The sequence below is a fragment of the Agrobacterium bohemicum genome (assembly GCF_002896715.1).
Classification (GTDB): Bacteria; Pseudomonadota; Alphaproteobacteria; order Rhizobiales; family Rhizobiaceae; genus Agrobacterium; species Agrobacterium bohemicum.
Genome location: NZ_PGEL01000028.1, coordinates 339,081 through 364,723, shown reverse-complemented (window position 1 = coordinate 364,723; position 25,643 = coordinate 339,081). Strand labels below are relative to the sequence as shown.

20 protein-coding genes and 2 pseudogenes are annotated in these 25,643 nt (G+C 55.7%); 12 read left to right on the top strand and 10 right to left on the bottom strand.

What is annotated here, in order from left to right; translation table 11 throughout:
- Positions 1-80 precede the first annotated feature (80 nt).
- From CUC55_RS20385 to sbmA, 4 genes are all read left to right on the top strand, one after another.
- Positions 81-1,142, top strand: a complete 1,062-nt coding sequence (locus CUC55_RS20385; RefSeq protein ID WP_103089215.1) for an LLM class flavin-dependent oxidoreductase — start codon at positions 81-83, stop codon at positions 1,140-1,142.
- Between the two features lie 18 nt (positions 1,143-1,160).
- Entirely contained in the window at positions 1,161-1,913 is a 753-nt protein-coding gene (gene map, locus CUC55_RS20380; RefSeq protein ID WP_067644813.1) for a type I methionyl aminopeptidase, read from the top strand.
- 75 nt (positions 1,914-1,988) lie between these two features.
- Complete coding sequence (locus CUC55_RS20375) at positions 1,989-3,176, top strand: MFS transporter (RefSeq protein WP_103088971.1); 1,188 nt, start codon at positions 1,989-1,991, stop codon at positions 3,174-3,176.
- Positions 3,177-3,320: 144 nt separating this feature from the next.
- The gene (gene sbmA / locus CUC55_RS20370) at positions 3,321-4,592 is read left to right on the top strand and encodes a peptide antibiotic transporter SbmA (RefSeq protein ID WP_067644819.1); all 1,272 of its coding nucleotides are present in this window, start codon (positions 3,321-3,323) and stop codon (positions 4,590-4,592) included.
- 53 nt (positions 4,593-4,645) lie between these two features.
- Here the strand turns inward: sbmA and CUC55_RS20365 are convergent, their stop codons facing one another.
- Complete coding sequence (locus CUC55_RS20365; protein ID WP_103088970.1) at positions 4,646-5,629, bottom strand: polysaccharide deacetylase family protein; 984 nt, start codon at positions 5,627-5,629, stop codon at positions 4,646-4,648.
- Between the two features lie 216 nt (positions 5,630-5,845).
- Here CUC55_RS20365 and CUC55_RS20360 point away from each other — a divergent pair, with 216 nt between their 5' ends.
- The 4 genes from CUC55_RS20360 (at position 5,846) to CUC55_RS20345 (ending at position 9,541) form a co-directional block, all read left to right on the top strand.
- The gene (locus CUC55_RS20360) at positions 5,846-6,430 is read left to right on the top strand and encodes an NnrU family protein (RefSeq protein ID WP_103089214.1); all 585 of its coding nucleotides are present in this window, start codon (positions 5,846-5,848) and stop codon (positions 6,428-6,430) included.
- A gap of 154 nt (positions 6,431-6,584) precedes the next feature.
- Positions 6,585-7,256: a tetratricopeptide repeat protein gene (locus tag CUC55_RS20355; protein ID WP_103088969.1), complete on the top strand. Its 672-nt coding sequence runs from the start codon at positions 6,585-6,587 to the stop codon at positions 7,254-7,256.
- 33 nt (positions 7,257-7,289) lie between these two features.
- Positions 7,290-8,723, top strand: a complete 1,434-nt coding sequence (gene der / locus CUC55_RS20350) for a ribosome biogenesis GTPase Der (RefSeq protein ID WP_067644828.1) — start codon at positions 7,290-7,292, stop codon at positions 8,721-8,723.
- A 209-nt stretch (positions 8,724-8,932) separates the two neighbouring features.
- Positions 8,933-9,541 carry a DUF2026 family protein gene (locus tag CUC55_RS20345; RefSeq protein WP_103088968.1) on the top strand — a complete coding sequence of 203 codons (609 nt, stop codon included), beginning with the start codon at positions 8,933-8,935 and terminating at the stop codon, positions 9,539-9,541.
- Between the two features lie 140 nt (positions 9,542-9,681).
- Here the strand turns inward: CUC55_RS20345 and CUC55_RS20340 are convergent, their stop codons facing one another.
- Positions 9,682-10,770, bottom strand: a complete 1,089-nt coding sequence (locus CUC55_RS20340; RefSeq protein ID WP_082760151.1) for a bifunctional monoglucosyl/glucuronosyl diacylglycerol synthase — start codon at positions 10,768-10,770, stop codon at positions 9,682-9,684.
- Between the two features lie 99 nt (positions 10,771-10,869).
- Positions 10,870-11,787 carry a sugar kinase gene (locus CUC55_RS20335; protein ID WP_067644834.1) on the bottom strand — a complete coding sequence of 306 codons (918 nt, stop codon included), beginning with the start codon at positions 11,785-11,787 and terminating at the stop codon, positions 10,870-10,872.
- Positions 11,788-11,948: 161 nt separating this feature from the next.
- Here CUC55_RS20335 and bglA point away from each other — a divergent pair, with 161 nt between their 5' ends.
- A complete protein-coding gene (bglA, locus tag CUC55_RS20330) occupies positions 11,949-13,616 on the top strand; it encodes a beta-galactosidase BglA (protein ID WP_103088967.1) in 1,668 nt (555 codons plus the stop codon).
- A gap of 31 nt (positions 13,617-13,647) precedes the next feature.
- Here the strand turns inward: bglA and CUC55_RS20325 are convergent, their stop codons facing one another.
- The 3 genes from CUC55_RS20325 to CUC55_RS20315 all read right to left on the bottom strand — a co-directional run bounded on the left by CUC55_RS20325 (position 13,648) and on the right by CUC55_RS20315 (position 17,638).
- Complete coding sequence (locus CUC55_RS20325; RefSeq protein ID WP_157940985.1) at positions 13,648-14,598, bottom strand: HD-GYP domain-containing protein; 951 nt, start codon at positions 14,596-14,598, stop codon at positions 13,648-13,650.
- A gap of 96 nt (positions 14,599-14,694) precedes the next feature.
- Entirely contained in the window at positions 14,695-16,404 is a 1,710-nt protein-coding gene (gene ade, locus CUC55_RS20320) for an adenine deaminase (RefSeq protein WP_170063927.1), read from the bottom strand.
- Positions 16,405-16,531: 127 nt separating this feature from the next.
- Complete coding sequence (locus tag CUC55_RS20315) at positions 16,532-17,638, bottom strand: ABC transporter substrate-binding protein (RefSeq protein WP_067644843.1); 1,107 nt, start codon at positions 17,636-17,638, stop codon at positions 16,532-16,534.
- A gap of 292 nt (positions 17,639-17,930) precedes the next feature.
- Between CUC55_RS20315 and CUC55_RS20310 the strand changes: the two genes are divergently transcribed.
- On the top strand, positions 17,931-19,100 hold the full coding sequence (locus tag CUC55_RS20310) for a DUF3095 domain-containing protein (RefSeq protein WP_067644846.1): 1,170 nt from the start codon (positions 17,931-17,933) through the stop codon (positions 19,098-19,100).
- Positions 19,101-19,216: 116 nt separating this feature from the next.
- Here the strand turns inward: CUC55_RS20310 and CUC55_RS20305 are convergent.
- From CUC55_RS20305 to CUC55_RS20290, 4 genes and pseudogenes are all read right to left on the bottom strand, one after another.
- A pseudogene (locus tag CUC55_RS20305) lies at positions 19,217-19,531 on the bottom strand (ArsR/SmtB family transcription factor); the annotation flags it as partial.
- Between the two features lie 479 nt (positions 19,532-20,010).
- The gene (gene choV, locus CUC55_RS20300; protein WP_103088963.1) at positions 20,011-21,057 is read right to left on the bottom strand and encodes a choline ABC transporter ATP-binding protein; all 1,047 of its coding nucleotides are present in this window, start codon (positions 21,055-21,057) and stop codon (positions 20,011-20,013) included.
- Positions 21,054-21,905, bottom strand: a complete 852-nt coding sequence (gene choW / locus CUC55_RS20295) for a choline ABC transporter permease subunit (protein WP_103088962.1) — start codon at positions 21,903-21,905, stop codon at positions 21,054-21,056. The genes choV and choW overlap by 4 nt, the downstream gene beginning before the upstream one ends.
- Before the next feature lie 91 nt (positions 21,906-21,996).
- A complete protein-coding gene (locus tag CUC55_RS20290) occupies positions 21,997-22,956 on the bottom strand; it encodes a choline ABC transporter substrate-binding protein (protein WP_103088961.1) in 960 nt (319 codons plus the stop codon).
- Positions 22,957-23,184: 228 nt separating this feature from the next.
- On the opposite strand from CUC55_RS20290, the pseudogene CUC55_RS20285 reads away from it, so the two are divergent.
- Both CUC55_RS20285 and CUC55_RS20280 read left to right on the top strand, forming a co-directional pair.
- A pseudogene (locus CUC55_RS20285) lies at positions 23,185-23,764 on the top strand (thymidine kinase).
- 104 nt (positions 23,765-23,868) lie between these two features.
- On the top strand, positions 23,869-24,318 hold the full coding sequence (locus CUC55_RS20280) for a pseudoazurin (protein ID WP_103088960.1): 450 nt from the start codon (positions 23,869-23,871) through the stop codon (positions 24,316-24,318).
- Positions 24,319-25,643 lie beyond the last annotated feature (1,325 nt).

The window sequence follows — 25,643 nt, the reverse complement described above, 5'->3', positions numbered from 1 at the left end:
AAGGGTTACTTCCAGATTTTGGATTTGCCTCCGTCCTGCTGTATCCCTATCTCTCAACGAACATCATTGAGGGATTAGGCATGGAATTGGGTCTCTATACGTTCGCGGATGTCGATCCGAATGCACCAAACGGTAAAGGACCGGAAGGTGCGCGCCGGCTGAAAGACCTGTTGGAAGAAATAGAGCTTGCCGATCAGGTGGGTCTGGATGTTTTCGGACTTGGCGAACATCACCGCCCGGATTATGCCGTTTCCTCGCCGTCCACGGTGCTTGCCGCCGCCGCCGTCAAAACAAAAAACATCCGGCTGACGAGCGCGGTTTCGGTGTTGAGTTCCGATGATCCCATTCGCGTGTTCCAGCAATTTGCAACAGTCGATCTGTTGTCCAATGGTCGTGCCGAAATCATGGCCGGTCGTGGCTCGTTTATCGAATCCTACCCGTTGTTCGGTTATGCGCTGGAGGATTATGACGAGCTTTTCAGCGAAAAGCTGGACCTGCTGCTGGCCCTTCGTGAAAAGGAAATTGTCACATGGTCCGGTACCAAGCATCCGCCCATCAATGGGCGCGGTGTCTATCCACGACCCTTGCAGGAGCATCTCCCGGTGTGGATTGCCGTTGGCGGCACACCGCAATCTGTTGCGCGGGCAGGGGCAATGGGTCTTCCGGTCGCACTGGCGATCATCGGCGGTGAATATAAACGCTATGCACCATTGTTCGATCTCTACCGCGAGGCGGCTCGGCGTGGCGGTCAGGATATTACGAAGCAGAAANCCAGTATAAATGTGCATGGCTTCATTGCCGACACGACCGACAAAGCCGCTGACCAGTTTTACGGTCCGCAGGCTGAAGTCATGAACCGTATCGGTCGTGAACGTGGCTGGGGACCGACCAACCGTGCCCAATATGATGTGGCCCGTGGCCCCGAGGGCAATCTGTTTCTGGGAGATCCGGAGTTGGTGGCTGAAAAGATCATAAAGGCACATGGCGTGTTCAAGAACGACCGCTTCCTGTTGCAGATGGCAATTGGCCCTATGCCGCACGATCAGATCATGCGCGGCATCGAGCTTTATGGCACCAAAGTCGCCCCAATCGTCAGAAAAGAATTGACTGGCCGCGCCGATAGCGCGAAAGCCACGGCCTGAAAAAACGACGGAACTACAATGGTTATCTCCACCGAAGAAGAACTGGCGAAGCTGAAAGACATTGGTCGCATCTGCGGACTGGCGATGCAGACCATGGCCGACAGGATGGAGCCGGGCATGACGACGCTGGAGATGGATACCATTGGTCGCAAGGTGCTGGAGGATAACGGCGCGCAATCTGCGCCGGCGTTCTGCTACCAGTTTCCGGGTGCCACCTGCATCAGCGTCAATGAAGAGGTGGCGCATGGCATTCCTGGCCCTCGTATCATCAAGGCGGGCGATCTCGTCAATATCGATGTTTCTGCGGTAAAGGATGGCTTTTTCGGCGATACCGGCTCCTCCTTTGCCGTTCCGCCGGTCAAGAAAGAGATTGAGCGTCTGTGCCGTGATGGCAAGCGGGCCATGTGGACCGGCCTGCAACAGATCAAGGCCGGTCGTCCGCTGGCAGATATCGGCAATGCCATTGGCGCATTTGCCAAGAAGAACCGCTATACGCTCATAACAAACCTCGCCAGCCACGGCATTGGCCGCTCCCTGCATGAGGAGCCGACCGAACTCGCCACATGGCCGGATAAGGATGAAACCCGCATTATGACCGAGGGCATGGTGTTCACTGTCGAGCCCTTCCTGTCCATGGGAGCCTATTGGGCAGAAGATGGCGACGATGATCCATGGACTCTCTACAGCGACCCTAGTGCACCCACGGTACAGTTCGAGCACACCGTCGTTTCCACCAAAAACGGCCCGCTGATCCTGACGCTTGTTGACTGATGCATAACGTCTTGTAATCGCTGCGATCAAAATAAGTTGGTTGTCGCGCACAAGCGACGCTGGAATAAGCGGCACATGACATCCAATGACAATATGCCCGCAGGTCGGGCGCTCGCGCTCGGTTTTNGCGGCACACTCGCGATGGCGTCCGCCATGGGCTTCGGCCGCTTCTCGTTTACTCCGATCCTGCCAGGCATGATGGCGGATATCCCGCTTTCGGCGGGGCAGGCGGGCATCATCGCTGCGGGGAATTTTTCCGGTTATCTGACCGGTGCTGTTCTTGCCGCTTATTCCTGGGGAACGGGGCGAGAGCGTCTTGTCGCACTCTCCGGGTTGTTCGCAACGGCGCTTCTGTTGTTTGCAATGGCAGCCGTCAGCTCCTTGGAAGCGTTCACGGTCATCCGGTTTCTTTCAGGCGTGGCAAGCGCTCTGACAATGATCTTCACGTCGCAGATTGTCATCGGTCACGCCGCCAAAGCCGGGAAGGACTATATACAGGCGCTGCATTTTGGCGGTGTCGGTACGGGTATCGCCATCTCCTCCCTTCTGGTGTTTTTGATTGGTGTGGTGTTCGATGCCGGTTCTGTCTCTTGGCGCGAGGAGTGGATCGCAGGCGGCGTCTTTACCCTGCTTTCCTTGGCATTCGTGTGGCGGATTTTGCCTGATGGCCCGCCTCGCTTTGCTGAGACGAGGGCCGAGCCGCCCATCCGCTGGCACATGCCACTGGCATTGGTGACACTCGCTTATGGCCTTTTTGGTTTTGGCTACGTTATCACGGCCACATTCATCGTGACGATTGCGCGCATGGCTGCGGCTGGAGCGATGGTAGAGTTTCTGGCATGGTTCGTTACTGGTTGCGCCGCTGCTGTTTCGCTTTTTGTCTGGAAGCCCGTGTTGCGCGCCGTGGGATTGAAGCACGCTTTCGTTATTGCGCTTGGCGTTGAGGCCGTCGGGGTGCTGGCGTCGGTTACGCTGCCGCCGGTTTTCGGCGTCCTCGTGGGTGGCCTGTTTCTCGGTCTGACATTTATGGTCATCACTGCTTACGGCCTTCAGTTGGGGCGTGAATTTNCTGCAGAAAGCCCACGCCGCGCCTTCGCCTTCATGACCGCTGCTTTCGGCACGGGGCAGATTATCGGGCCACTTGTCGCAGGCTGGGTAGCGCAGATGACCGGAAGCTTTACGGCGCCGACTATTCTCGCAGTGATCGTTCTCGTGTGCAGTATTTCCCTGATGATACCGATGTTGATACGGTCGCCTTCATAAAATACCTGAGGGTTAATGCAGCGCCCTGTCTTACATCTTGGTAAGTTAGCGTTTGTCTCATTGCTGTGCACAAATTTCTGGCCTAGTTTCCCCCCAAACTGCTTCGCCAATAATGGCTGACCCCAACTCGCGAGAGTTTGTAACGTGTTTCATTCCTTCTTCCCAAAACCAAACCTGTTTTTCACGTCTGCCGTTCTTTGGGCGTTTGTTGCCATTTTCGGCTGGTATTTCGTGTTTCAGGCACTTGGCGATTCGCTTGGATACGCGATGCCTGAGCAGGAACCGTACGACCTCAGCTATTTCATCGTTCCTGCAAATTTGTATTTCTACGCGTATCTTACTATTTGCCTTGGCTTATTCGGTGCGTTTTGGACCGTCGCTGCGCGGGAGCATCCGTGGAAATACTGGTCCATTTGGGGGTCGCTACTAATCATCGCAGTGACCTATTTCGGCGTTCAGGTCAGTGTGGTCATCAACAATTTCAGGCGACCTTTTGGTGACCTGCTCCAGAATGCACTCTCTAAGCAGCCAGGGATAACTGCTTGGGATTTCTACAGTTTGCAGATCGTTTTTGCTAAGCTTGTGTTCTTCAGCATGGCAGTATCGATCCTGACGGATTTCTTTACCAGCCACTATGTTTTTCGTTGGCGCACAGCGATGAACAATTTCTACATGTCCAAATGGGACAAGCTCCGCCATATTGAAGGCGCGTCTCAGCGCGTGCAAGAAGACACGATGCGGTTTTCTGCAACGGTTGAAGGGCTTGGTATCACGCTCATCAATTCTGTGATGACGCTTGTCGTCTTTCTCCCGATCCTGTTTGCGCTATCGAGCTATGTGTCGGAACTGCCAATTATCGGCGAAGTACCGCATGCTCTTTTCTGGCTTGCGATCCTCTGGTCAGCCTTCGGTACGATTTTGCTGGCAACGGTCGGCATCAAACTGCCAGGTTTGAATTTCCGAAATCAACGTGTTGAAGCGGCTTATCGTAAGGAGCTGGTCTACGGAGAAGACCATGCGGAGCGCGCAGATCCAGTGACGGTAAAAGAACTGTTCGGAAATGTCCGGAAGAATTATTTCCGCATGTACTGGCACTATCTCTACTTTAACGTAGCGCGCTATTTCTACATCCAGGCAGATGCAGTATTTTTGCTTCTAATGCTTGTTCCAACCATTGTTGCAGGTAAAATCACCTACGGCATCTACCAGCAGATCGCCACTGCGTTCGGTCAGGTCAGCAATTCGTTCCAGTATCTGGTCAATTCATGGACCACGATCATCGAACTGCTTTCCATCCACAAACGCTTGAAGGCCTTCGAAGCCGCGATTGACGATAAGCCCCTACCGGAGATCGACCAGCGCTATTTGAAGCGGGAAGCTGAAGATGGTGAGTTGGCAGCCAACAAGCCGACGTGAAACAAAAAGGGTGGCCATGTGCCACCTTTTTTNATTTCAGAACCAGACGCCCATTATCCCCNGGGCCTCTGCATTCGCCTTGCCTCGATCATCGGCATTGCCTGCGCGTAACTCACGCAAGCGACATCTTCGCGTTTGCACACGTCACGCAACAACCGCTCGAAGGCGTTCCAATAGGCGCCGCCATTCATCTTGACGAAGTGAAAGCCGAGCTGCAGCGGAATGCGCTCGCCGTCATATTGTTTGTCGAAGGCGGCGCGGAAGGCTTGATAGGCGCGCTCTTCGAATTCGGCTGATCTCTCTCTGTTTNCGATGGCCATGGAATGGCGCACGAAGAGATTGTAGTCCATGGCGATAATGGGCCGGTTGCTTGGGCCCTCGGGAATCAGCGGCAGGCCGAAATGTTCGATGCCGTCTTTCTGGACCGGCCATGCCGGACCCTTGGTGATGCTGGTTGCATCATAGATGAAGCCATGTTTTTTCTGCGCCGCCGTCAGTGCATCGCTCTGCGAGAGATAGGGTGCGCGAAAGCCGTTGATACCCTTGACGAGGTCACGCCAACCTTGTGGTTCCTCGTCCTTCTTGCCGATCATCTGCCAGGCGTTTTCCATCGTGCTGGTAAAGTTGGTAAATTCCGTATCCCATTGCTCTTCGTTCCAGTCACCACCATCGAAATGGCCGCAGGTGTGGTTGGCAATTTCGTGGCCTTCCTGTTTCGCTGCCCAGATGTTTNGCAAACGCGCCTCAACTTCCTCCACGGATTGGCCAAAGCCGACATTGGAGCGTCCGGCTTTCTTGCCCGGTCCCTGATAGCTCTTGGCACTGGTCTTGCGATCCATCACCAGTGTGCAGGCGAGAAAATAGGTGAAATGCGCACCAACCTCTTTCGCCGTTGCGCGGCTTCTCTCCCACAGCGAATTGTCGCCCGCGCCATCGAAGGAAACTATGACCAGCTGTTTNGGCTTTTCCGACGTCTGCGCGCATATGGGCGACGCGAAGGTAAGAGATAAGGTGAGAAGAGTTAGAGCACGCAACATTATGACCACATTTTCAAAAGGTGTTGCTTCTTGACGCCGCAATAAGGCGAAGCTTTGATTTCTCTGGCGATTTCGGACTGATCGCTCTTATCAATCCGTAGACACGTGTCTAAAGCGAGAAGCGATCGCAGATTAATGCTGGCGCTTTGGCGTGGTTGTTTTAAGCATATCCTCACACTGCTTCACACTTCGCGCCGCACGTTCAAGGGGCCATTCATGCTACTGCTTATTCTCTCTCTTGTCTTACTTCTCGGTACCCATTCGCTTCAGATCGTTGCACCAGCGTTTCGCAACGGCATGATCTCGCGCATGGGCGAGGGGGCGTGGAAGGGCATCTATTCCCTCTTTNCCATCGTTGAGGTCGCCTTTGTCGCCTATGCCTTTGACCAGGCACGACAGGTTACGGGCGTCCTTTACTCGCCACCCATCTGGACAAGCCACATCGCCCTGACGCTCATGGTGTTTTCGATGATCTGTCTCGTGACCAGCATTTTGCCTGCTGGCCACATCGCCACTAAAACCAAACACCCGCTTGTTCTGGCCGTCAAAATCTGGGCGCTGGCCCATCTTCTCGCCAATGGCGAGACATCTTCTGTGCTGCTTTTCGTTTCCGTTCTGGCGTGGGGTGTGGTGATGCGCATTTCATTGAAGCGCCGTGCGAGGGCGGGCGAGGTCGTCACACGTCCTTTCGTGTCGGCACGCTACGACATCGTTGCCGTGGTGCTGGGCATTGCATTGTGGGCCGCTTTCATCTGGAAGCTGCACGAATGGTTGATCGGCGTTCAGCCACTCGCAATGTAAGAAATTGAGTTTTCCCCTTACATATAAGGGAAANTAGGCTAGAAGGCCGACCAATGACCGTGGTTGGCCTTTTTGCTGGCCTCGGCAAAGGGCTTTGGCATGTCCGCAGACCGGGTGAACGGTGACGGTTCCGGTGCGGGTAATGGAGAATTCGATGGCGAACGAGAATGATACCTTCATCCGCGAAGTGAACGAGCAGATCCGCTCGGAGCAGATGAGCAATTTCTGGGGACGGTACGGAATTGTCGTCATCATTGCTGCGGTGCTGGTTGTTTTTGGTGCGGCTGGTGCCGGCATCTATGAATACTGGAACAGCAACCGCGCATCGGCTTCCGGAGATCAGTTCGCGGGCGCGCTGAAGCTTGCTGCTGAAGGCAAGAATGATGAGGCGCTGAAGGCGCTTGCCGATCTGGAAACGGCCGGTCATGGCTCCTACCCGGTGCTGGCCAAGTTCCGCTCCGCCACGCTTCTGGCCCAGAAGGGCGATGCAGCCGCCGCAATCGCAGCCTTCACCGCCATCGGCAACGATACATCCGCACCGCAGGTTTNCCGCGATACGGCCAAGGTGCGCGCCGCATGGCTGCTGGTTGATACCGGCACATACGAACAGGTTTCCGCCCAGGCGGAAGTGCTGTCGAGCGAGGGGCAGGCGATGCGCAACTCCGCACGTGAGGCGCTTGGTCTTTCCGCTTACAAGGCAGGCGATTTCGTCAAGGCAAAGCAATGGTTCCAGCAGATTATTTCTGATGCACAGGCTCCGCGCAACGTCACCAGCCGCGCGCAGATCATGCTCGACAATATTGCCGCATCCGGCAAGGCAGCGTAAGTTCGCGCCGTAGTTTCAAGTTAGGGTTTCCCCATGAGTTTCACCGTCGCCATCGTAGGGCGTCCCAACGTCGGCAAGTCTACGCTGTTCAACCGCCTTGTCGGTAAGAAACTGGCGCTCGTTGACGATACGCCGGGCGTGACCCGCGACCGCCGTCCCGGTGATGCGAAGCTCATCGATTTGCGCTTCACCATCATCGACACCGCCGGTCTGGAGCAATCCGGTCCGGAAACGCTTCAAGGTCGCATGTGGGCGCAGACGGAAGAGGCCATAGACGAGGCCGATCTTACGCTGTTTGTGGTGGACGCCAAGTTCGGCCTGACGCCTGCCGACAAGACGCTGGCGGAAATGCTGCGCCGTGGTGGCAAGCCGGTGGTGCTGGTTGCCAACAAGTCCGAAGCGCGCGGTTCAGACGGCGGCTTTTACGATGCCTATACTCTGGGTCTCGGTGAGCCTTGCCCCATTTCGGCAGAACACGGCCAGGGCATGATCGACCTGCGCGACGCTATCGTTGCGGCCATCGGTGAAGAAGTTGCGTTTCCGAAGGATGATTTTGACGAGGCGGAAACGGATGTCATCATACCCCGTGGCGAAGATGGTGAGGACGATGACGAAGAAGAAGAGCCGGTTTACGACGAAACCAAGCCGCTTCGCGTGGCAATCATCGGTCGTCCGAACGCTGGCAAATCCACACTCATCAACCGCTATCTCGGAGAAGAGCGCCTTCTGACCGGACCTGAAGCGGGCATTACCCGCGACAGTATTTCAGTCGAGTGGGACTGGCGCGGCCGTACCATCAAGATGTTCGATACGGCAGGTATGCGCCGCAAGGCGCGCGTGATCGAGAAGCTGGAAAAGCTTTCGGTGGCGGATTCGCTGCGCTCCATCCGCTTTGCCGAAACCGTCGTGATCGTGTTCGATTCCACCATTCCCTTCGAAAAGCAGGATTTGCAGCTCGTTGATCTGGTGATCCGTGAAGGGCGCGCNGCCGTGCTCGCCTTCAACAAGTGGGACCTTGTGGAAGACCCGCAAGCGTTTCTGGCAGACCTGCGCGAAAAGACCGAGCGTCTGCTGCCGCAGGCGCGTGGCATTCGCGCAGTGCCGATGTCCGGCCAGTCTGGCTACGGCCTCGACCGGCTGATGCAGAGCATTGTGGACACCGACAAGATCTGGAACCGACGCATCTCCACAGCCAAGCTCAACAAATGGCTGGACGCGCAGGTTACCCAACACCCACCACCGGCAGTATCCGGTCGCCGCCTGCGGTTGAAATACATGACGCAGGTCAAGGCCCGCCCACCGGCCTTCATGGTTTCCTGCACACGTCCGGAAGCCATTCCCGAATCCTATACGCGCTATCTCGTCAACAATCTGCGCAAGGACTTCGACATGCCCGGCGTGCCGATCCGCGTCCATTATCGTGGTTCGGACAATCCGTTCGAGAGCAAGGCGAAGAAGAAGCGGTGATTGCGGTTTCTGATTCGATGAAGTGACCTTTCATAACCCTCGGNCTTGACCCGTGGGTCCATTGCGTTGGACGTTGTGGCTCGTTAGATCCTCGGGTCAAGCCCGAGGATGACGGCCGAGGAGTTGTCGAGCTTCATCGATAAATTGGGAGAGTTGCACCCATTTTTCGATTGATGTCGCATTGAACTGTTAATTCTCAGGTAAANCCCATGCTGATCAAGCAGACCGATTATCACCGCATCTACCGGGTCATCAACAGCCTGCTGATCAATGAAAATGCTGATCCAGCCACCGCCAGCATGTATTTCAGCACCTTCGGTGCCTTCATTCTGGAGCATCATTACAAGGTCAAGGCAAAGCCCAAGGGTGGGTTGGCTGCCTATAATTTNGATGGCAAACGCATCCTGTTTGCGGATCATCGCGACGATGGCCATGTGACCGGGGCTGGTGAGAATTTTCATTGCTGGGTGGAGGCGGATGGGTGGGCCATTGACTTCATGGCACCTACGTTCACGCAGGCGGCGCGTGATCTCGCCGTGCCGTCGAAGATGTTTCAAAANCCGCTGTCATCCATGGCACCATCCATCAATGATCTCGCGAAATCCGGCGATTTTTTCTACAAGTCCGAACCGGAGGCGTCGGCGCGGCGTTTTGCCGATTGGCGCAAACAGGCAATGATTGGCGACTTGGCAACGATCGCGGTGGGCTGGTTCCGCAAGTCTCCGAAGCAGATACAATCGTTGATTTCGGTCAGCGACGATAAGGGACAATCCACAACGATCCCGTTGTCGGGTAATTCGCTGGTCGGAAGCTGGTAATTTGGGGATGAATAAGGACGGCCAGCGTGAACCCGCGGCAGCCGCCTGACGTCAATCAGCAGCCCGACCCCGCTCTAAAGATAGCGGCGGTCGCGTCCCGACGCGTCTTGTGACAGTGTTGCCCGCATTCGTCCACATGCCTATCTGGAAAANGCGTCGAATTTCATGATATTTCCACCGCGGCTGCCCTTCCGGGAGCCGAACTCGGTTAGGCCACTGCTGGCAGCGGATGTGACGTTGTCCAGAAACTGCCGCGAAGCCTTTTCCCAGGAATAGGTTTTGGATAGCGCTAACGCCGCCTCCTGAGAGCATTCAAGTGCATCCATACAGGCAGTCCGCAAGTCCGCGTTCAACGCGCCAGCCTTGGGGTGGGCACCGAGAATATCGATAGGTCCGGTCACGGGAAATGCCGCCACGGGCACGCCACTTGCCAGCGCTTCCAGTATCGTATTGCCGAAAGTGTCGGTCTTGGATGGAAAGACGAACACATCGGCTTGCGCATAGGCATCGGCCAGCTCTTCACCGGTCTTGATGCCCGTGAAGTGCACATCGGGATATTTTTCCTGAAGCTCGGCGCGGGCCGGTCCATCGCCGATCACGACTTTTGAGCCGGGTAGGTGGAGGTCAAGAAACTCAGGCAGGTTCTTTTCCACCGAGACGCGACCGACTGTCATGAAGATAGGGCGAGGCAAGTCGAAGGGGCGTGCCAGCTTTTCTCGCGGGTGAAACAAAGCGGCGTCGATGCCACGGCTCCAGCGCTTGAGGTTCTTGACCCCGCGCGCATCCAGTTCTGTCTCGAGGCTCGGCGTTGCCACCATGCAGGCGCTGCCACCGTTGTGGAACCACCGCACGAAAGCATAAAGCCAGCTTTCGGGAACTGGAAAACGCGCCGCGACATATTCCGGGAAGCGGGTGTGGTAGCTCGTAGAAAAGCGCATGCCGTGCTTTATGCACCAGCGCCGCGCCATGAAGCCCAGTGGTCCCTCGGTGGCGATATGCACGTAGGATGGCTGGCTTTTCTCGATCTCTTTGGAAACGCGGCGATAACCGGCTACGGATAGTCGAATTTCAGGATAGGTCGGGCAGGGGATGGAGTGGAAGCTTTGCGGCGTGACCATGCAGACTTCGACGCCCATGCGTTCCAGTTCGGCATTGGTGTTCTCTATCGAGCGCACCACGCCGTTGACCTGCGGATGCCATGCATCTGTAACAATGGTTATTTTGGTCATGACGTGCCGACCTCCGCTCGCGCATTTGCGAATCCCGATATGTGCCGGGTCTTCGCGTGTATGCGACAGGCGTGTTACAGCATCATGTCAGCCGATTATTCAACTGCGGGGTAGCAGGCCGGGATCGATGAGTGCGCCGTGGTGGCCGATGACGGTTGCCGCAGCTTTGGCGGCGAACGTGGCGGCGTCAGCAGGTGTGCTACCGGTGATCAGTTTCGATAGGAATGCACCATTGAAGCTATCCCCCGCGCTGGTGGTATCCACCACTGATGCTGCTTTGACGGCGGGTGCATGGCTGCGTTGTCCGGCGAAATCGAGCGTCGCGCCCTTTTCGCCGTCCTTGACAACGATATTGGCGACGCCCAACCCGCGATAGCGCTTTATCGTCGCTTCGATATCGGCATCTCCAAAACTGCCCGTCTCGTCATCGAAACTCGGCATGACAGTGGTCGCGGCTCGGGCGCCATCGGTGATGATGCTCAGCATGGTGTGCTTGTCGGCCCATAGGCGCGGGCGAATGTTTGGATCGAACACCACATGTTTGCCCGCTGCCTTGGCGCGGCGCAACTCTGACAGGAATGTATCGACGGCCATGGGTGTTGCGAGGATGGCAAGTGTTATGCCGGAAAAATAGATGAGATCGGCGGCTTCTATCGTGCCGCGCAGGTGGTCCGCGTCGGTCGCAAGCTGGCGGGCAGCGGATGTGCTGCGCCAATAGCTGAAGGTGCGCTCGCCATCTTTCAGGTTGATCAGGTAGAGCCCCGGCGTGCCACCTTTGATGCGTGAGATGTTGCCGGTTTCGATACCTGCTGCCTGAATGAAACTGCGCATTTCCTCGGAGAGCGGATCATCGCCCAGTGCGGTAAAGTAGTCGACGGTCCAGTCGGCGGGCAGGCAGGCGCGGGCATACCATGCGGTGTTGAGCGTATCGCCGGCAAATCCCTTGCGCAGCAGACCGTCTCCTGCCTGCGAGAGTTCCACCATGCATTCACCGATAGAAAGAAACCGTCCACCCATTCCAATGCCTCCCGTATGTGACCTTTCGCTTACGACGCCTGATAGAAGCTGGCAAGTGCAAGTCATCATATGAGTGAGATGGCAGACGAATGGAACGCGATTGCCGTTTACGAATTGAAGTGGGCTTTATATGCTCTGCACAAATTCACTGGAGATTGCCTATGTCAGACCCGAATGCCTCCACCCCTGATGGCGCAGAACATGCAGACTGGTGGAGGGGGGCGGTAATCTATCAGGTCTATCCACGGTCTTTTCAGGATACGACCGGTGATGGTTATGGAGATCTTCCGGGCATTACCAAACACCTGCCCTATATCTCGTCCCTCGGCGTCGATGCCATCTGGCTCTCGCCCTTTTTCACGTCTCCCATGGCGGATATGGGCTATGATGTCTCGGATTACTGCAATGTCGATCCGATGTTCGGAACCTTGGCGGATTTCGATACGCTGATTGCCGAAGCGCACCGGTTGGGACTGAAANTCGTCATCGATCAGGTCATCTCTCATACTTCCGACCAGCATCCATGGTTCAAGGACAGTCGCGCTAGCCGCACGAACCCCAAAGCCGACTGGTATGTCTGGGCAGACCCGAAGCCGGACGGCACAGCGCCCACCAACTGGCTGTCGGTGTTCGGTGGTCCGGCCTGGGAATGGGACGGCGTCCGCAAGCAATATTACATGCACAATTTCCTCGGCTCGCAGCCGGACCTGAATTTTCACAATGTCGAGGTTCAGGATGCATTGCTGGAGACCGTTCGGTTCTGGCTGGAGCGAGGCGTCGACGGTTTTCGTCTGGATACAGTCAACTATTATTTCCATGACAAGCTGCTGCGCGATAACCCGCCGCACGAACCAGACAGCGATGACGCCGGTCTCGATGCACCGGACGTCAATCCTTACGGCATGCAGAGCCACATCCACGACAAGACTCAGGTCGAAAATATTGCATTTCTCAAGCGTTTTCGGGCGCTTCTCGATGAGTACCAGGGCCGTATGACGGTGGGTGAAGTCGGCGATGGCGCTCGCTCGTTGAAGACAGTGGCGTCATACACCGCTGACGGCGACAAGCTGAACATGTGCTATACGTTCGATCTTCTGGGTGGAGAATTTTCCGCGAACCATATCCGCAGTGCGGTCAGTGGTTTTCAAAAAGCAGTGACGGATGGTTGGGTCTGCTGGGCTTTTTCCAACCATGATGTCATCCGTCATCTCAGCCGCTTTGCTGAAAACAGTGAAGAACAGACACGCGTTGCCAAACTGGCCTGCAGCGTGCTCGCCACGCTGCGCGGCTCCATCTGCCTGTATCAGGGCGAGGAACTGGCGCTGACGGAAGCGGAGCTAGCGTTCGAAGATCTGCGTGATCCCTATGGCATTCGCTTCTGGCCTGCCTTCAAGGGCCGCGATGGATGCCGCACACCGATGGTGTGGGAAACCGGACATCCCAATGCGGGTTTCACCACTGCCGAAAAACCATGGCTGCCAGTGCCATACGCCCACGCCATGCTGGCGGCAGACGGACAGGAACGCAAGCCGGACTCGGTGCTGAACCATTATAAGGCGGTTTTGGCATTCCGCAGGANCCACGACGCGCTGCGCGATGGCGATATGGTGTTTCTGGATACGCAGCAGGATTTGCTGGCGTTTACGCGCAACAAGGGTGACGAACGTCTGCTGTTCGTCTTCAACCTGACGCGGGAGCCGATGGATTATTTGATTCCTGCTGATCTGAGGATCAGCGAAGTCCTGTCCATGCCTGGTTTNCAGCCGTTGTTTGACGCAGGCACGGTGAAGCTGGATGGGCTTGACGTGTTTTGCTGCCGGATTGCCTAGCTCTTGAGCGTGCTGTTTCGGTAGCGCGCTTTTACAAANTACCCTTCGTCATCTCAGGGTCGAGGCTGAGGACGAATTGCCACATGAGGCCTTTGTCGAACTGCTCTTCGCGGCACATCATCCAGCTGAGCGCCTGTTGCGATGACCAGCCCTTTTTGTATGAGCGGGCGGAGGTCAAAGCGTCGAAGACGTCGCAAATGGTGCTCATGCGCACTTCCTTGCTGATGGCGTCGGCTTGCAGCCTGTCGGGATATCCTTTGCCATCCAGTCGCTCGTGGTGGGAGCGGCAGATCTGGAGTACCAGTGTTGGCATGTTCAGGTTTGTCGACAGCAGTTCGTAACCGAGGCCGGGGTGTTGTTCAACGATACTGCGTTCTGCTGCGTTCAGTGGTCCCTGCTTTTGCAGAACCTGCTTCGGGATGGAAAGCTTGCCGATGTCGTGCAGTAGTCCAGCCACGCACAAATGCTGAACGGTCTCTTCGTCCATCTGTAAGGATCTGCTGAAATGAAGAAGCAACGCTGCGACAGAAAGTGAATGGACGAATGTGGCGTTATCGCGAGATCGCAGGCGTGACATGCCGATATAAAGCGACGGGTTTTCTTCCATCGTTCGCGCAACGTCATCAATCAGCGGCGTGAAGGCCTCGACAGTGACGGCTCTGCCCTCGAAAATATCGACGATCAACGATTTGGTTTCAGCAGCGTGCCCCTGAATTTTCGTTGCCGTTTCGAATCGATCCTGCTTGGTCGCGTTTGCGATATTTTTCGCACCCGAAGGTAGAGACGATCCCGATGTATTTCGTCCCAGTGCCGTGTTGATGAAGACACCGCTGATATTGCTGTTGAGGATAATATCGATCTCGTGGCCCGAACGGATCGTAAAACGTCTTCCCAAGGTTGATGAATTGTGCCACGTACCCTCTATAGCTTCAACGAACATGCCGACTTTAAGTTGTGTTTTGTCGATCTTCGTTACAGTCACAGATTGCCTCGATCGCTATGCTCCATCCTCGGAACTTGTTATCTAACGCAACTGTCTTAATTTAATATGAGTATTCTAAATATACTTCCCTGTTTGCTAAGCTTGACTTGATGTTATGAGTGCAAACCGGTCGACATCCACCATGCCCATGTCTGAAATCTTGAGATGTGGAATGACAGGCAGGGGCAGGAAGGCCACTTGGAGGAAAGGTTCTTCCAGTGTCGTGCCGAGCGCGTAGGCGNCCTTGCGCAGTTTGTGCAGCGTGTCGCGTACGATTTCATAGGGCTCAAGGCTCATTAGACCTGCAACGGGCAGGGCAATTTCACCCGTGATCTTGCCGTCTTCCACGACAACGAACCCGCCCTTGATAACACCAAGGCGATTTGCGGCCTGTGCCATGTCGTCCTCGCTGACGCCGACGACACAGATATTGTGGCTGTCATGCCCGACAGTCGAGGCGATCGCGCCTTTCTTCAGGCCGAAGCCCTGCACGAAACCGTTGGCATGGTTGCCGTTTTTGCCGTGGCGCTCGATGACTGCAACCTTGATGATGTCGTTGTCCAGATCGACGCTTGTCTGGTTGCCATCCGATGGAAGTTTGTAGCGGCGGTGTTCGGTGATGATCTTACCGGGCATGACGCCGATCACGGGCGTTTCGCCTTCTGTGACTGGAACGCCGAAATGCGATGCCAGAACGGGGCGTGCCTTGACGCTATCGAGACCCACCGGCGCGATGGGTTTGCGGGTGGCGAAAAGCTCCTTCGTCACTCTGCGTCCCGCGGAAAACACCATGCTGGCCTTGCAGTTCTGCAACGTGTCGATGACAACAAGATCGGCGCGCCAGCCGGGAGCAACCAGTCCGCGATCGCGCAATCCGAAGGCTTTGGCTGCCGAAATCGAAGCGGCACGGTAAATGGCCAGTGGTTCGATACCTGCCCCAATTGCTGTGCGGATCATGTAGTCCAGATGACCCTGCTCGGCGATGTCGAGCGGATTGCGATCATCCGTGCATAGCGCCAGATAAGGAGAAAGGCGTTCGGTGATGATTGGCATCAGCGCGTGCAAATCCTTGGAAACGGAGCCTTCCCGCACCAGAATGTGCATGCCCTTGCGGATTTTCTCCAGCGCTTCCTCGGCTGTCGTGCATTCGTGTTCTGTACGGATACCAGCGGACAGGTAGCCGTTTAGGGAAGTACCCAATAGCAGCGGCGCGTGACCATCGATATGCTGGCCCTGAAAGGCTTCGAGCTTGGCCATGCAGATCGGGTCTTTGTGGATGACGCCCGGGAAATTCATGAACTCGGCAAGGCCGATGACTTTTGAGTGGCCGCGAANCGGTAGCAGCTTTTCAATCGGCAGATCGGCCCCGGATGTTTCGAGATGCGTTGCGGGAACGCAGGAGGAAAGCTGGACCCGGATGTCCATGATGGTTTCCAGCGAGGAATCGAGAAAGAACTGGATGCCTTCGACGCCCAGCACATTGGCAATTTCATGCGGATCGCAGATCGCCGTCGTGACACCGTAGGGAAGGACGCAGCGATCGAATTCATGCGGCGTGACCAGAGACGATTCGATGTGCAGATGCGTGTCGATAAAGCCGGGCACGACTATCTTGCCAGTGATATCGATGACCTCGACACCCTCATAGCCCTCGCATGTACCGATGATGGTGTCGCCGCAGATCGCGATGTCGGAGACAACGAGTTCGCCCGTGACTAGATCGAAGAAGCGTCCGCCTCTCAGCACGATGTCGGCCTTCTCGCGACCTGTTCCCTGATCGATCTTGCGTTCGAGTGTCGAAGCCACGTTGTACCTCATTTCGATTCTGCCGTTGAAACTGAGTAAGCCAGACGAGCGGAGCGCTTGTCCAGCACGTAAAACAAAACCGGGCGCGAAGGTCGCGCCCGGTCGTATGGTTTCAACTCCGTAGTGATTATTCGGCAGAGACGATCTTGCCGCCTTCCCACTTGTAAAGTGAGAAAGCCTGTGAGGTCAGATCGCCGGTTTCGCCGTAGGTCAGCTTGCCGATGGCCGTTGCCACGGGCTCGCCTGCCTTGAGGACCTTGGCTACGGCTTCTGCGTCTTCGGCGCTGCCTGCCTTTTCGATCCCGGCTTTCAGCACTTCAACGGCTGCATAGGCGTTCAGCGTGAAGGCTTCCGCTGGAATATTGGCGGCGGTCAGTGCATCTGCTGCGGCCTTGGAGTCTGCGCTCTTGGTGGCGTCGGCAGCGTTGGTGAAGATGGTACCGGCAGCAGCGTTGCCGCCGATGCTCCAGAACTCGGAGTTGGACAGGCCATCGCCGCCGATGACGGTTGCCTTAGTACCGGCATCATTCAACTGGCGCACCAGAAGGCCTGCTTCCGGGTGGTAACCGCCGAAATAGATGACATCGACATTTTCTGACTTCAGGCGGGTGGTCAGCGCGCTGAGATCCTTGTCGCCTGCCGTCAGTGCGTCATAGAACACTTCGGTTACGCCACCGTCGTTCAGCGTCTTCTTGAACGAGTCAGCCAGACCTTTGCCGTAAGCCCCCTTGTCGTGAATGATGGCGATGCGGCGATCCTTCAGCTGTGCGAGCACCAGCTTGCCTGCTACTTCCGCCTGCTGGTCATCACGACCGCAGGTGCGCAGCACGTTCCACAATTCGCGGTTCGTAAGGTCAGGTGCTGTTGCGGTTGGCGTTACCATCAGCACGCCGTTTTCGGCAAACACGTCGGACGCGGGAATGGCTACGCCTGACGTGACAGGGCCAACGACGAAACGAATGCCTTCGGCAACCAGTTGGTTGGCAGCTGAAACGCCCTGCTTGGGCTCGCCACCATCATCAGCCAGTTTCAAAACGACCTGCTCGCCCATAATGCCGCCATTCTTGTTGATAACGTCTACCGCCGTCTGCGCGCCGTTCTTCACCTGTGCGCCATAGGCCGCGACCGGGCCGGTCAGCGGCGCGATAAGGCCGATGACGATCTCGGCGTGGGCCAGCGGTGCGAAAGCGACCGATGCGGCCAGCGTGAGGCCGGATAAAATCTTGAGTTTCATTTCAGTTTCTCCTTGGGTTGGGTCTTATCCCGAATCTACCGTCGCTAACCGGGCGCGCTTGAGACAGCGCAAATCAGCCGGTCCGCCCGACGACAAGGTGTCGTTCCATGTTTGATTTCCGACGTCCTGTCCCGGTTCATACCCACCAGAGCCGATTGCGCAAGCCATGTTTGATCCAAAGCCGGCTCAGCAACGTAAATCATCTGTGAAGGCAAGGCAGACCCACTCTCACACCGACTGAATTCCTTGCCCGCATCTGGCTTTTCATCTCGCGCAGGAGGATAGTGCCGTCATGACATCGCCAGACGAAGAGTTCCTGAGCAATCTTCCGGTCTTCCTGCATTTCGAGGATGTAGCAGACCCGATGCTCTACCGTGCACTGCCTGAGGGCTGGGCGCTGGCGCTTGCCGATATTATCGACTCCACCGGTGCAATCGATAAAGGGCGGTACAAGGCTGTCAACATGGCAGGTGCTGGCGTCATTTCCGGTATTCTCAATGCTCTCGATCGGCACGATTTGCCCTTTGTCTTTGGCGGCGATGGTGCAGCCGTTGCGGTCCCTCCAAATCAGGTCGAGGCAGCCCGGCAGGCTTTGTCAAAGGTGCAGAGCTGGGTGGCTGACGATATCGGCCTGACGCTTAGAGCGGCCATCGTTCCGCTCTCCGTCATTCGCGAACATGGTTTCGATGTGCGCGTTGCCCGGTTTCAGGCGAGCGAGGATGTGTCCTATGCCATGTTTTCCGGTGGGGGCAATCATTGGGCCGACGAGCAGATGAAGCAGGGCCACTATCTGGTTGATGCTGCCGGTCGCGGCGAACGTCCTGACCTGACAGGCCTTTCCTGCCGCTGGAACCCTATCAAGACGACCCATGGGAAGGTGGTGTCGATTATAGCCATTCCTGGTCCGACGGGCGATTCCGCCGCTTTTCGGGACATTGTCTCCGAAATCGTAGCACTTGCCAACGAAGACGGGCGTGGCGGGCATCCTGTTCCAGTCGACGGGCCACCGCTGGGTTTCATTCGGGAAGGAATGGTTCTGGAAGCCCGTGCCCTTTCCGCTTACCGTGACAGGATATCGCAGATCCGTAAAGGCGCATGGGTGCTGTTGCAGACGGCGATCATCACGGTGCTTTACGTGCTTCGCAAGCCTGCCGGGCGTTTCGACCCTGTTCAATACAAGCGTTCTGTCGCCAGCAACACCGATTTCCGCAAGTTCGACGATGGGCTGAAGATGACGGTGGATGTTGATCCGGAGCGTATGAAGACAATCAAGGCCAGACTGGAAGGCGCTGCGCGTGAAGGTGTGTGCTGGTATGGTCTGCACGAGCAGGATACGGCTCTTATGACCTGTATCGTGCCGTCACCACTGTCGAAAGACCACATGCATTTTGTCGATGGCGGGGAGGGTGGCTATGCCAAGGCGGCGGCCAGTCTCAAAATGCAGATGCAGCCTGCTACCTGACATTATTGAAAACGCCACGTGTCGAGAGGAAACGTGGCGTTTTACGTTGCTTCATCAGGGCGCGTACAGCTCTCGTGAGGCTGAGCAAANCCCGATGTTCGCGCTATCATTNAGGCAGCTGTTTTCTCGGTGCTTGCAGGTGCGCAGTAAATGCCTTCGAGCGTCGCCAGAATTTTTTNCACCGATTCAGACGTGCTGGAATAGTAGATCGTCTGTGCGTCGCGACGTGTCTTGACGAGGCGTTGGGCGCGCAGTTTGGAGAGATGCTGGGAGAGAGCAGACTGGCTGAGGCCAACCTGTGTTGCGAGTACGCCGACCGGTACTTCACCTTCGACCAAGCTGCACAGGATCATCAGGCGTTTTGGATTTGCCATTGCGGAGAGAAGACCAGCTGCCGCATTGGACTGTTCTGATAGCGATTCTGTATTCATATTCTTACTTCTCCTGAGTTAAGTCCTGCTCGGACCATCTCAATGGCAAATCGAAATTTTATATGAGCTAAGTGTATCGATTCGGTATTATCGTTGTATATACCTAAATCTAAGGTACAGCCTACTCTTTATTAGAGATATATAAAATTCTAATGTTTTCGTCACCTCTTCACTAAAATAGTAAAAAATTCTATTTTAGTGAATCTTAAAATCCTTNGTTGTTATTTTTTTNGTATAATTAACGAAAATAGGAATTTCGTACCAAAAAANTTAGACGCAACGTATGAGCGAGCATTTTTGAGTTTTCGTGTCTTTCCCCTAAATTTCGCACTTGGTAAAAAAAGTGGAAAGCAGTCTGACAGATTCGGCGGGGGCGAACGGTCTCAAGGGACTCCATCTCATCACGGTTCAATTTGAAAAATTGCCGTGTTTTGGGATTTGCGGCAACGGGGCAGTATCCCACCCCGCAGCCATCTGTGTTATTTTCGTCTATGAAGTGTCAATCCACGAACCACGTCATCTGCTGAAACAGTCCCCACGACCGAACCGTTGTCGACAATCCCGATCGCGCCTGGTTGTTTTACCAGTGCGTCCAGAATATCGACCAATGGTGAGTTTGGGCGTGCGGTGCCGGAAACAGACAGTCCGGCGTTTTCAGCCGTCACGCCNGGGCGCATCACATCTGCTGCCGTCAGCATGGTGATCGGGTTCATGTTCTGCACGAAATCGGCCACGTATTGATTGGACGGGTTTTTGACGATGTCCTGAGGCGTCCCACATTGGATGATATGTCCGCCATCCATCATCGCAATCCGGTTGCCGATCCGGAAAGCTTCATCCAGATCGTGACTGACGAATAGGATGGTCTTTTTCAGGCGGCTCTGGAATTCCAGAAGTTCATCCTGAAGACGGCTGCGGATCAGGGGATCGAGTGCCGAGAACGGCTCATCCATCAGCAGTATCGGTGCGCCGGTGGCAAAGGCTCTCGCCAGCCCCACACGCTGTTGCATGCCACCGGACAATTCGCCCACCTTGCGTGTTGCCCAATCCGAGAGATTGACGAGCTCCAGTTGTTCCGCCACGCGCTTTTTGCGCTCGGCATCGGGCATGCCTGAGAGTTCGAGACCGAACCCGACATTGTCGGCCACATTGCGCCATGGCAGCAGTCCAAACTGCTGGAACACCATGGAGACCGTGTGCATACGAAGATCACGCAGCGCCTTTGTCGATGTTTNGTAGGGATCGATATAGCCCGACGGCGTTTTTACGCTGACATTGCCGCGAACGACGGGTGCCAGCCGGTTGACGGCGCGCAGAAGCGTGGACTTTCCCGAGCCGGAAAGCCCCATCAAAACGAGAATTTCCCCTTCTTTCACCGTCAGCGAGGCATTTGCCACGCCCAGCACAAGGCCGGTTTCCGTGTTGATTTCTGCTCTGGTTCGGCCTGCATCTATCAGGGNCAGTGCCGGACCGGGGTTGCTGCCGAAAACGATGTCGACGTTTNCAAATATGATTGCATCACTCATCCCTCATCCTCCGAACCAGGTAAGCGGAAAAGACGGTCGAGAATGATCGCAACGATGACGATGCAAAGCCCGGCCTCGAAACCCATGGCGATATTGACGGTGTTCAAAGCCCGTACCACTGGCACGCCGAGGCCGTTTGCGCCGACAAGTGCGGAAATGACCACCATGGACAGAGACAGCATGATGGTTTGCGTCAGCCCTGCCATGATCTGCGGCGTGGCGAAAGGCAATTCCACTTTTCGCAGCACCTGTGATGGTGTCGCGCCAAAGGCGACGGCAGCTTCCACAAGGGCGGGCGGGGTGGAAATGATGCCAAGCCGAGTGAGGCGGATCGGTGCAGGCAGGGCGAAGATGACCGTTGCAATCAGCCCTGGAACCATTCCCAAGCCGAACAGCACGAGTGCTGGAATGAGATAGACGAATGTCGGGATTGTCTGCATCAGATCAAGGGCCGGCCGCATGAAGGCGTAGACCCATTTGCGTCGTGCAGCGAGAATGCCAAGCGGAACGCCGACGACCATGCAGACAGCACTGGCCGCCAGAACCAGAGCTAGGGTTTCCGTCGTCGCCTTCCAATATCCAAGGTTGATGATGAGCAGCAACCCGAGTGCGGTAAACAACGGCATGCCGATGGATCGGCGCAGCCACGCCGAAAGTGCCGTTAAAATGGCAACGATGATAAGCGGATGCGGTGCCTGTAAGACATAGAGGACAGCGTTGATCACGCTTTCGAAANTGAAAGATAGCCAATCAAAGAAAAAAGAAAGATTTCCGGTCAACCAGTCGACAGCCTCCTTGGCATATCGACCGATCGGTAAACGATTTTGAGAAGCGCTGAGCCATTCCACGGTAAGAACAAACCTTTCGTGAACGGAGTCGTGATCGTCTTCCGACCCTTTATGAGATCGGAAGACGGGTTCAATGCAGAGTCTTCAAAGGCTAGAGGCCGATATTCTTCTTTGCAGCGGCCAGCGCATCTTCGCTGCCATCCTTGGTCTTTACGCCTGCAAGCCATGGCTCGATGGTTTTGGGATTGGCCTTCAACCACTCGGTGGCTGCAGCTTCAGCTTCAGTGCCGTCATTGAGAATCTTGCCCATGATCTCATTTNCCATGGGCAGTGTGAATTGCAGATTTTNCAGGAACGTTCCAACATTCGGGCATTCCTGCACATAGCCTGCACGGGCGTTGGTGTAGATCGTCGCACCGCCAAGGTTGGGGCCGAACACGTCATCACCGCCGGTGAGGTAGGTCAGTTTGAAGTTGGAGTTCATCGGGTGGGGTTCCCAGCCGAGGAACACGATTGGGTCGCCGGATTTTTCAGCGCGGGCAACCTGTGCCAGCATGCCCTGTTCGGAAGATTCCACGACCTGGAAGTCTTTCAGGCCGAATGTACCCTTTNCAACCATGCCCAAAATCAGGCGGTTTCCATCATTGCCCGGCTCGATGCCATATATCTTGCCGCTCAGTTCATCGCTGTGGGCTGCGATATCCTTGAAGTCCTTGATGCCCAGTTCGGCACCCTTCGTATTGGTCGCCAATGTGTATTTCGCGCCAGTCAGGTTTTCGCGCACCGTTTCCACAGATTTATCATCGCGGTAGGCTTTGATATCGCCTTCCATTGTAGGCATCCAGTTGCCGAGGAAAACGTCGATATCCTTATTTTNCAGGGAGGTGTAGGTGACGGGAACCGAAAGAATCTTCACATCAGTTTCGTAGCCCAGGCTCTTCAGAATGACGGAGGCGGTGGCCGTGGTGGCTGTGATATCGGTCCAGCCGACATCAGAGAAGCGGACCGTCCCGCAACTTGCCGGTTCTGCGGCAGAGGCAGTGTTGGTGAAGAGGGCCATTGCAGAAACTGCTGCGGCAAGGGCCAGACAGCGGTGATTTTTTGCAAGCATTGCTTACTCCCTGTTTTTTAAGTTCCCTAACCATTATCAATATCTTCGACGCGTAATCAACTAGTGCTTGTTTGCGTGCCTTGCGGTGCCGTTTGCGACGCGCGCAGAAAATTGTGCAATGCAACATGGCGGATCGGATTGCGAAAACTGTGTTTTTCGTCATTCCACTCTTGCCCTTTGCATCGCCCAACCTGCACAAGACCCTCAATAAGCGACGCGGAGGGCATGATGGCCAAGCTCTACTTCAACTATGCGGCAATGAATGCTGGCAAATCCACCATGCTGTTGCAGGCATCCTATAACTACCACGAGCGCGGCATGCGCACGGTCATCTTCACGGCAGCCTTCGATAGTCGCGCAGGGATCGGCAAGGTGGCGTCACGCATAGGGCTTTCGTCCGACGCGCTGGTCTTCGATGACAGCACGGATATTTTCGCCGAAGTGCAGCGCCTGTCCGCTGAAGAGAGTGTTGCATGCGTTTTCATCGATGAGGCCAATTTTCTGTCGGAGCATCACGTTTGGCAATTGGCCGACATTGCCGACAAGCTGGGCATTCCCGTCATGGCCTATGGTTTGCGCACTGATTTTCAGGGCAAGCTTTTCCCCGCGTCCAGAGAGCTTTTNGGCCATTGCCGACGAACTGCGGGAAATCCGCACGATTTGCCATTGTGGCCGCAAGGCTTCGATGGTCGCACGTTTTGATTCAGAGGGTAAAGTCGTCAAGGAAGGCGCGCAGATCGATGTCGGGGGCAATGAAAANTACGTATCCTTCTGCCGCCGTCATTGGGTCGAGGCCGTGAAGGGCTGAGGCAAATTGGCCGTTTGATTTTGGTCAAGGAATGTCCGCGCTCCGACGCGTAAAACCAGATGCGAAAGATCGCATCATCGCGGTTTCGCTCAGGAGTTAGGTTCATGCAGAATAATATTCTTCGTCTTTTGACCATGGCCGCCGTTGCCGGCTTTTTCACATTTCCCGCGTCTAGCGCCGATATTGAAATCAAAATGCTCAACAAGGGCTCAGATGGTCAGGCTATGGTGTTCGAACCGGCTGCGATCAAAGCCAATGTGGGTGACGTCATCACCTTCGTGCCGACGGACAAGGGTCATGATGCCTCAGTGGTGAAAGGCCTCATTCCCGATGGTTCTGAAGAATTCAAAGGCAAGATGAACGAGGCTTTGAAGATCACCGTTGAAAAAGAAGGTGCGTATGTTTNCAAATGCGCGCCGCATTTGGGTATGGGAATGGTGGCACTGGTTGTCGTGGGAACTACACCCGCCAATCTCGATGCGGTGAAGGCTGGCAAACTGCCGAAAAAGGCGCGTGAGAGACTGGACGCAGAGATCAGCAAACTCGAACTTTGAGTGCTGCTACTTTCCATCTCCCGCATTGAGAAAAGGTCGCGCATATTTATATGGGTGGCCTTTTACCACAAATCCGATTCGGGGGATGATGTTTCATGGCGAGATCGACGTCTTTCGACAGCGACATCGAGCAGGCAAGAGCCGATGCGGCGGCTGTCCAAGAACAGTCCTCCCGCCTGGCGCAATCCTTTGCAGCGCTTCCAGACGATGTTTCGGAGTCGGCTTTTGCCCTGGAAACTGCTCAGTTCACCGAATTGCAGGCGTTGGAAACGGCGTTTCAGGATCGTATCCTAACGCTGATCAATGGTTTTGGCACGCGGACAGACGCCGCCTATGCTGCCTTCGACAGGGTCGAGGACGTGACGAGGGCCCAGATACTTATCGCCTTTTTCAAGCGACGGAGGGCTGGTTCTTTCAAGGTCGTGCGCTCGCGAAAACTTGTTATCGCCGAAACGTTGAAAGCCATTCTTCTGGAGGCCGCAATCGTCCACAGCCTGCTTCAGGACCGGAAAGAACAGGCGACGGCGTTGCGCTCTGCCATTGAGCCTAACCTTGTCGCCAGCATGGAGACGCGTGGTGGCATTGTCTCTGCCATGGACAATGCCCGGCAANGGGACAAAGTTTTGGCCGCTTCGCTCGCCACCTTGCAACGCAAGATCGCCGACCCGTATGACGAGACCCGCCTGGACCAGTGGAAGGCCGAGGAAGCCGAGGCGACATCGCAGCGCGCGACCGTGTTGTCGGAGCGCAAGAGATTGAGCTCCAGGCACCAGGCACTCGACCATCAGGCAATTTTGCTTGGAAATATCATCGATTTGCTGAACGAAGAAATTTCCATGCACGCGCTTTTTCTCAATAAACTCAACATCGAAGCGGAACGGTGCATCCACCTCTATGACGCTGCGTTCGGTTCACTGGAGCCGCTTTTGGCAGATGCACAGTCCCATCTTCCCCACGCAGACGGAGAAGAAGAAGCGCCCATGCCCCTTGGCATTTTCAGCGAGCTTCTGACCCTGCATGGACAAGGGATCGTGACCTTGCAGGATATTCAGACGCGAAANCACCGGGCAGACGAGACGCTTCTTCGTCGCCGTGCGGGCGGCTTGGATACGACCGGCTGAGCAAACATCGCGGGAAATCTTGCGCCCATCCGTTGTATCGGACACGGTGGCACCATATGTGAGTGACAGCCGGTCTGCAGCGCTGACCGAGCGGTTGTGTCGCGCTGGAGTGTCATACGCTGGTTACGAGCGTGAAAGACGCTTCCGCCAGTGAAACCAAGGTATTTGCCCTGTTACAATCGAACGAGATTGGAACGGTCTATG

Coding starts and splice junctions, on each gene's coding strand:
- map (WP_067644813.1), top strand. CDS start 1,161: ATGGTTATCTCCACCGAAGAAGAACTGGCGAAGCTGAAAGACATTGGT.
- CUC55_RS20310 (WP_067644846.1), top strand. CDS start 17,931: ATGACATCGCCAGACGAAGAGTTCCTGAGCAATCTTCCGGTCTTCCTG.
- CUC55_RS20335 (WP_067644834.1), bottom strand. CDS start 11,787: ATGGGTGGACGGTTTCTTTCTATCGGTGAATGCATGGTGGAACTCTCG.
- CUC55_RS20315 (WP_067644843.1), bottom strand. CDS start 17,638: ATGAAACTCAAGATTTTATCCGGCCTCACGCTGGCCGCATCGGTCGCT.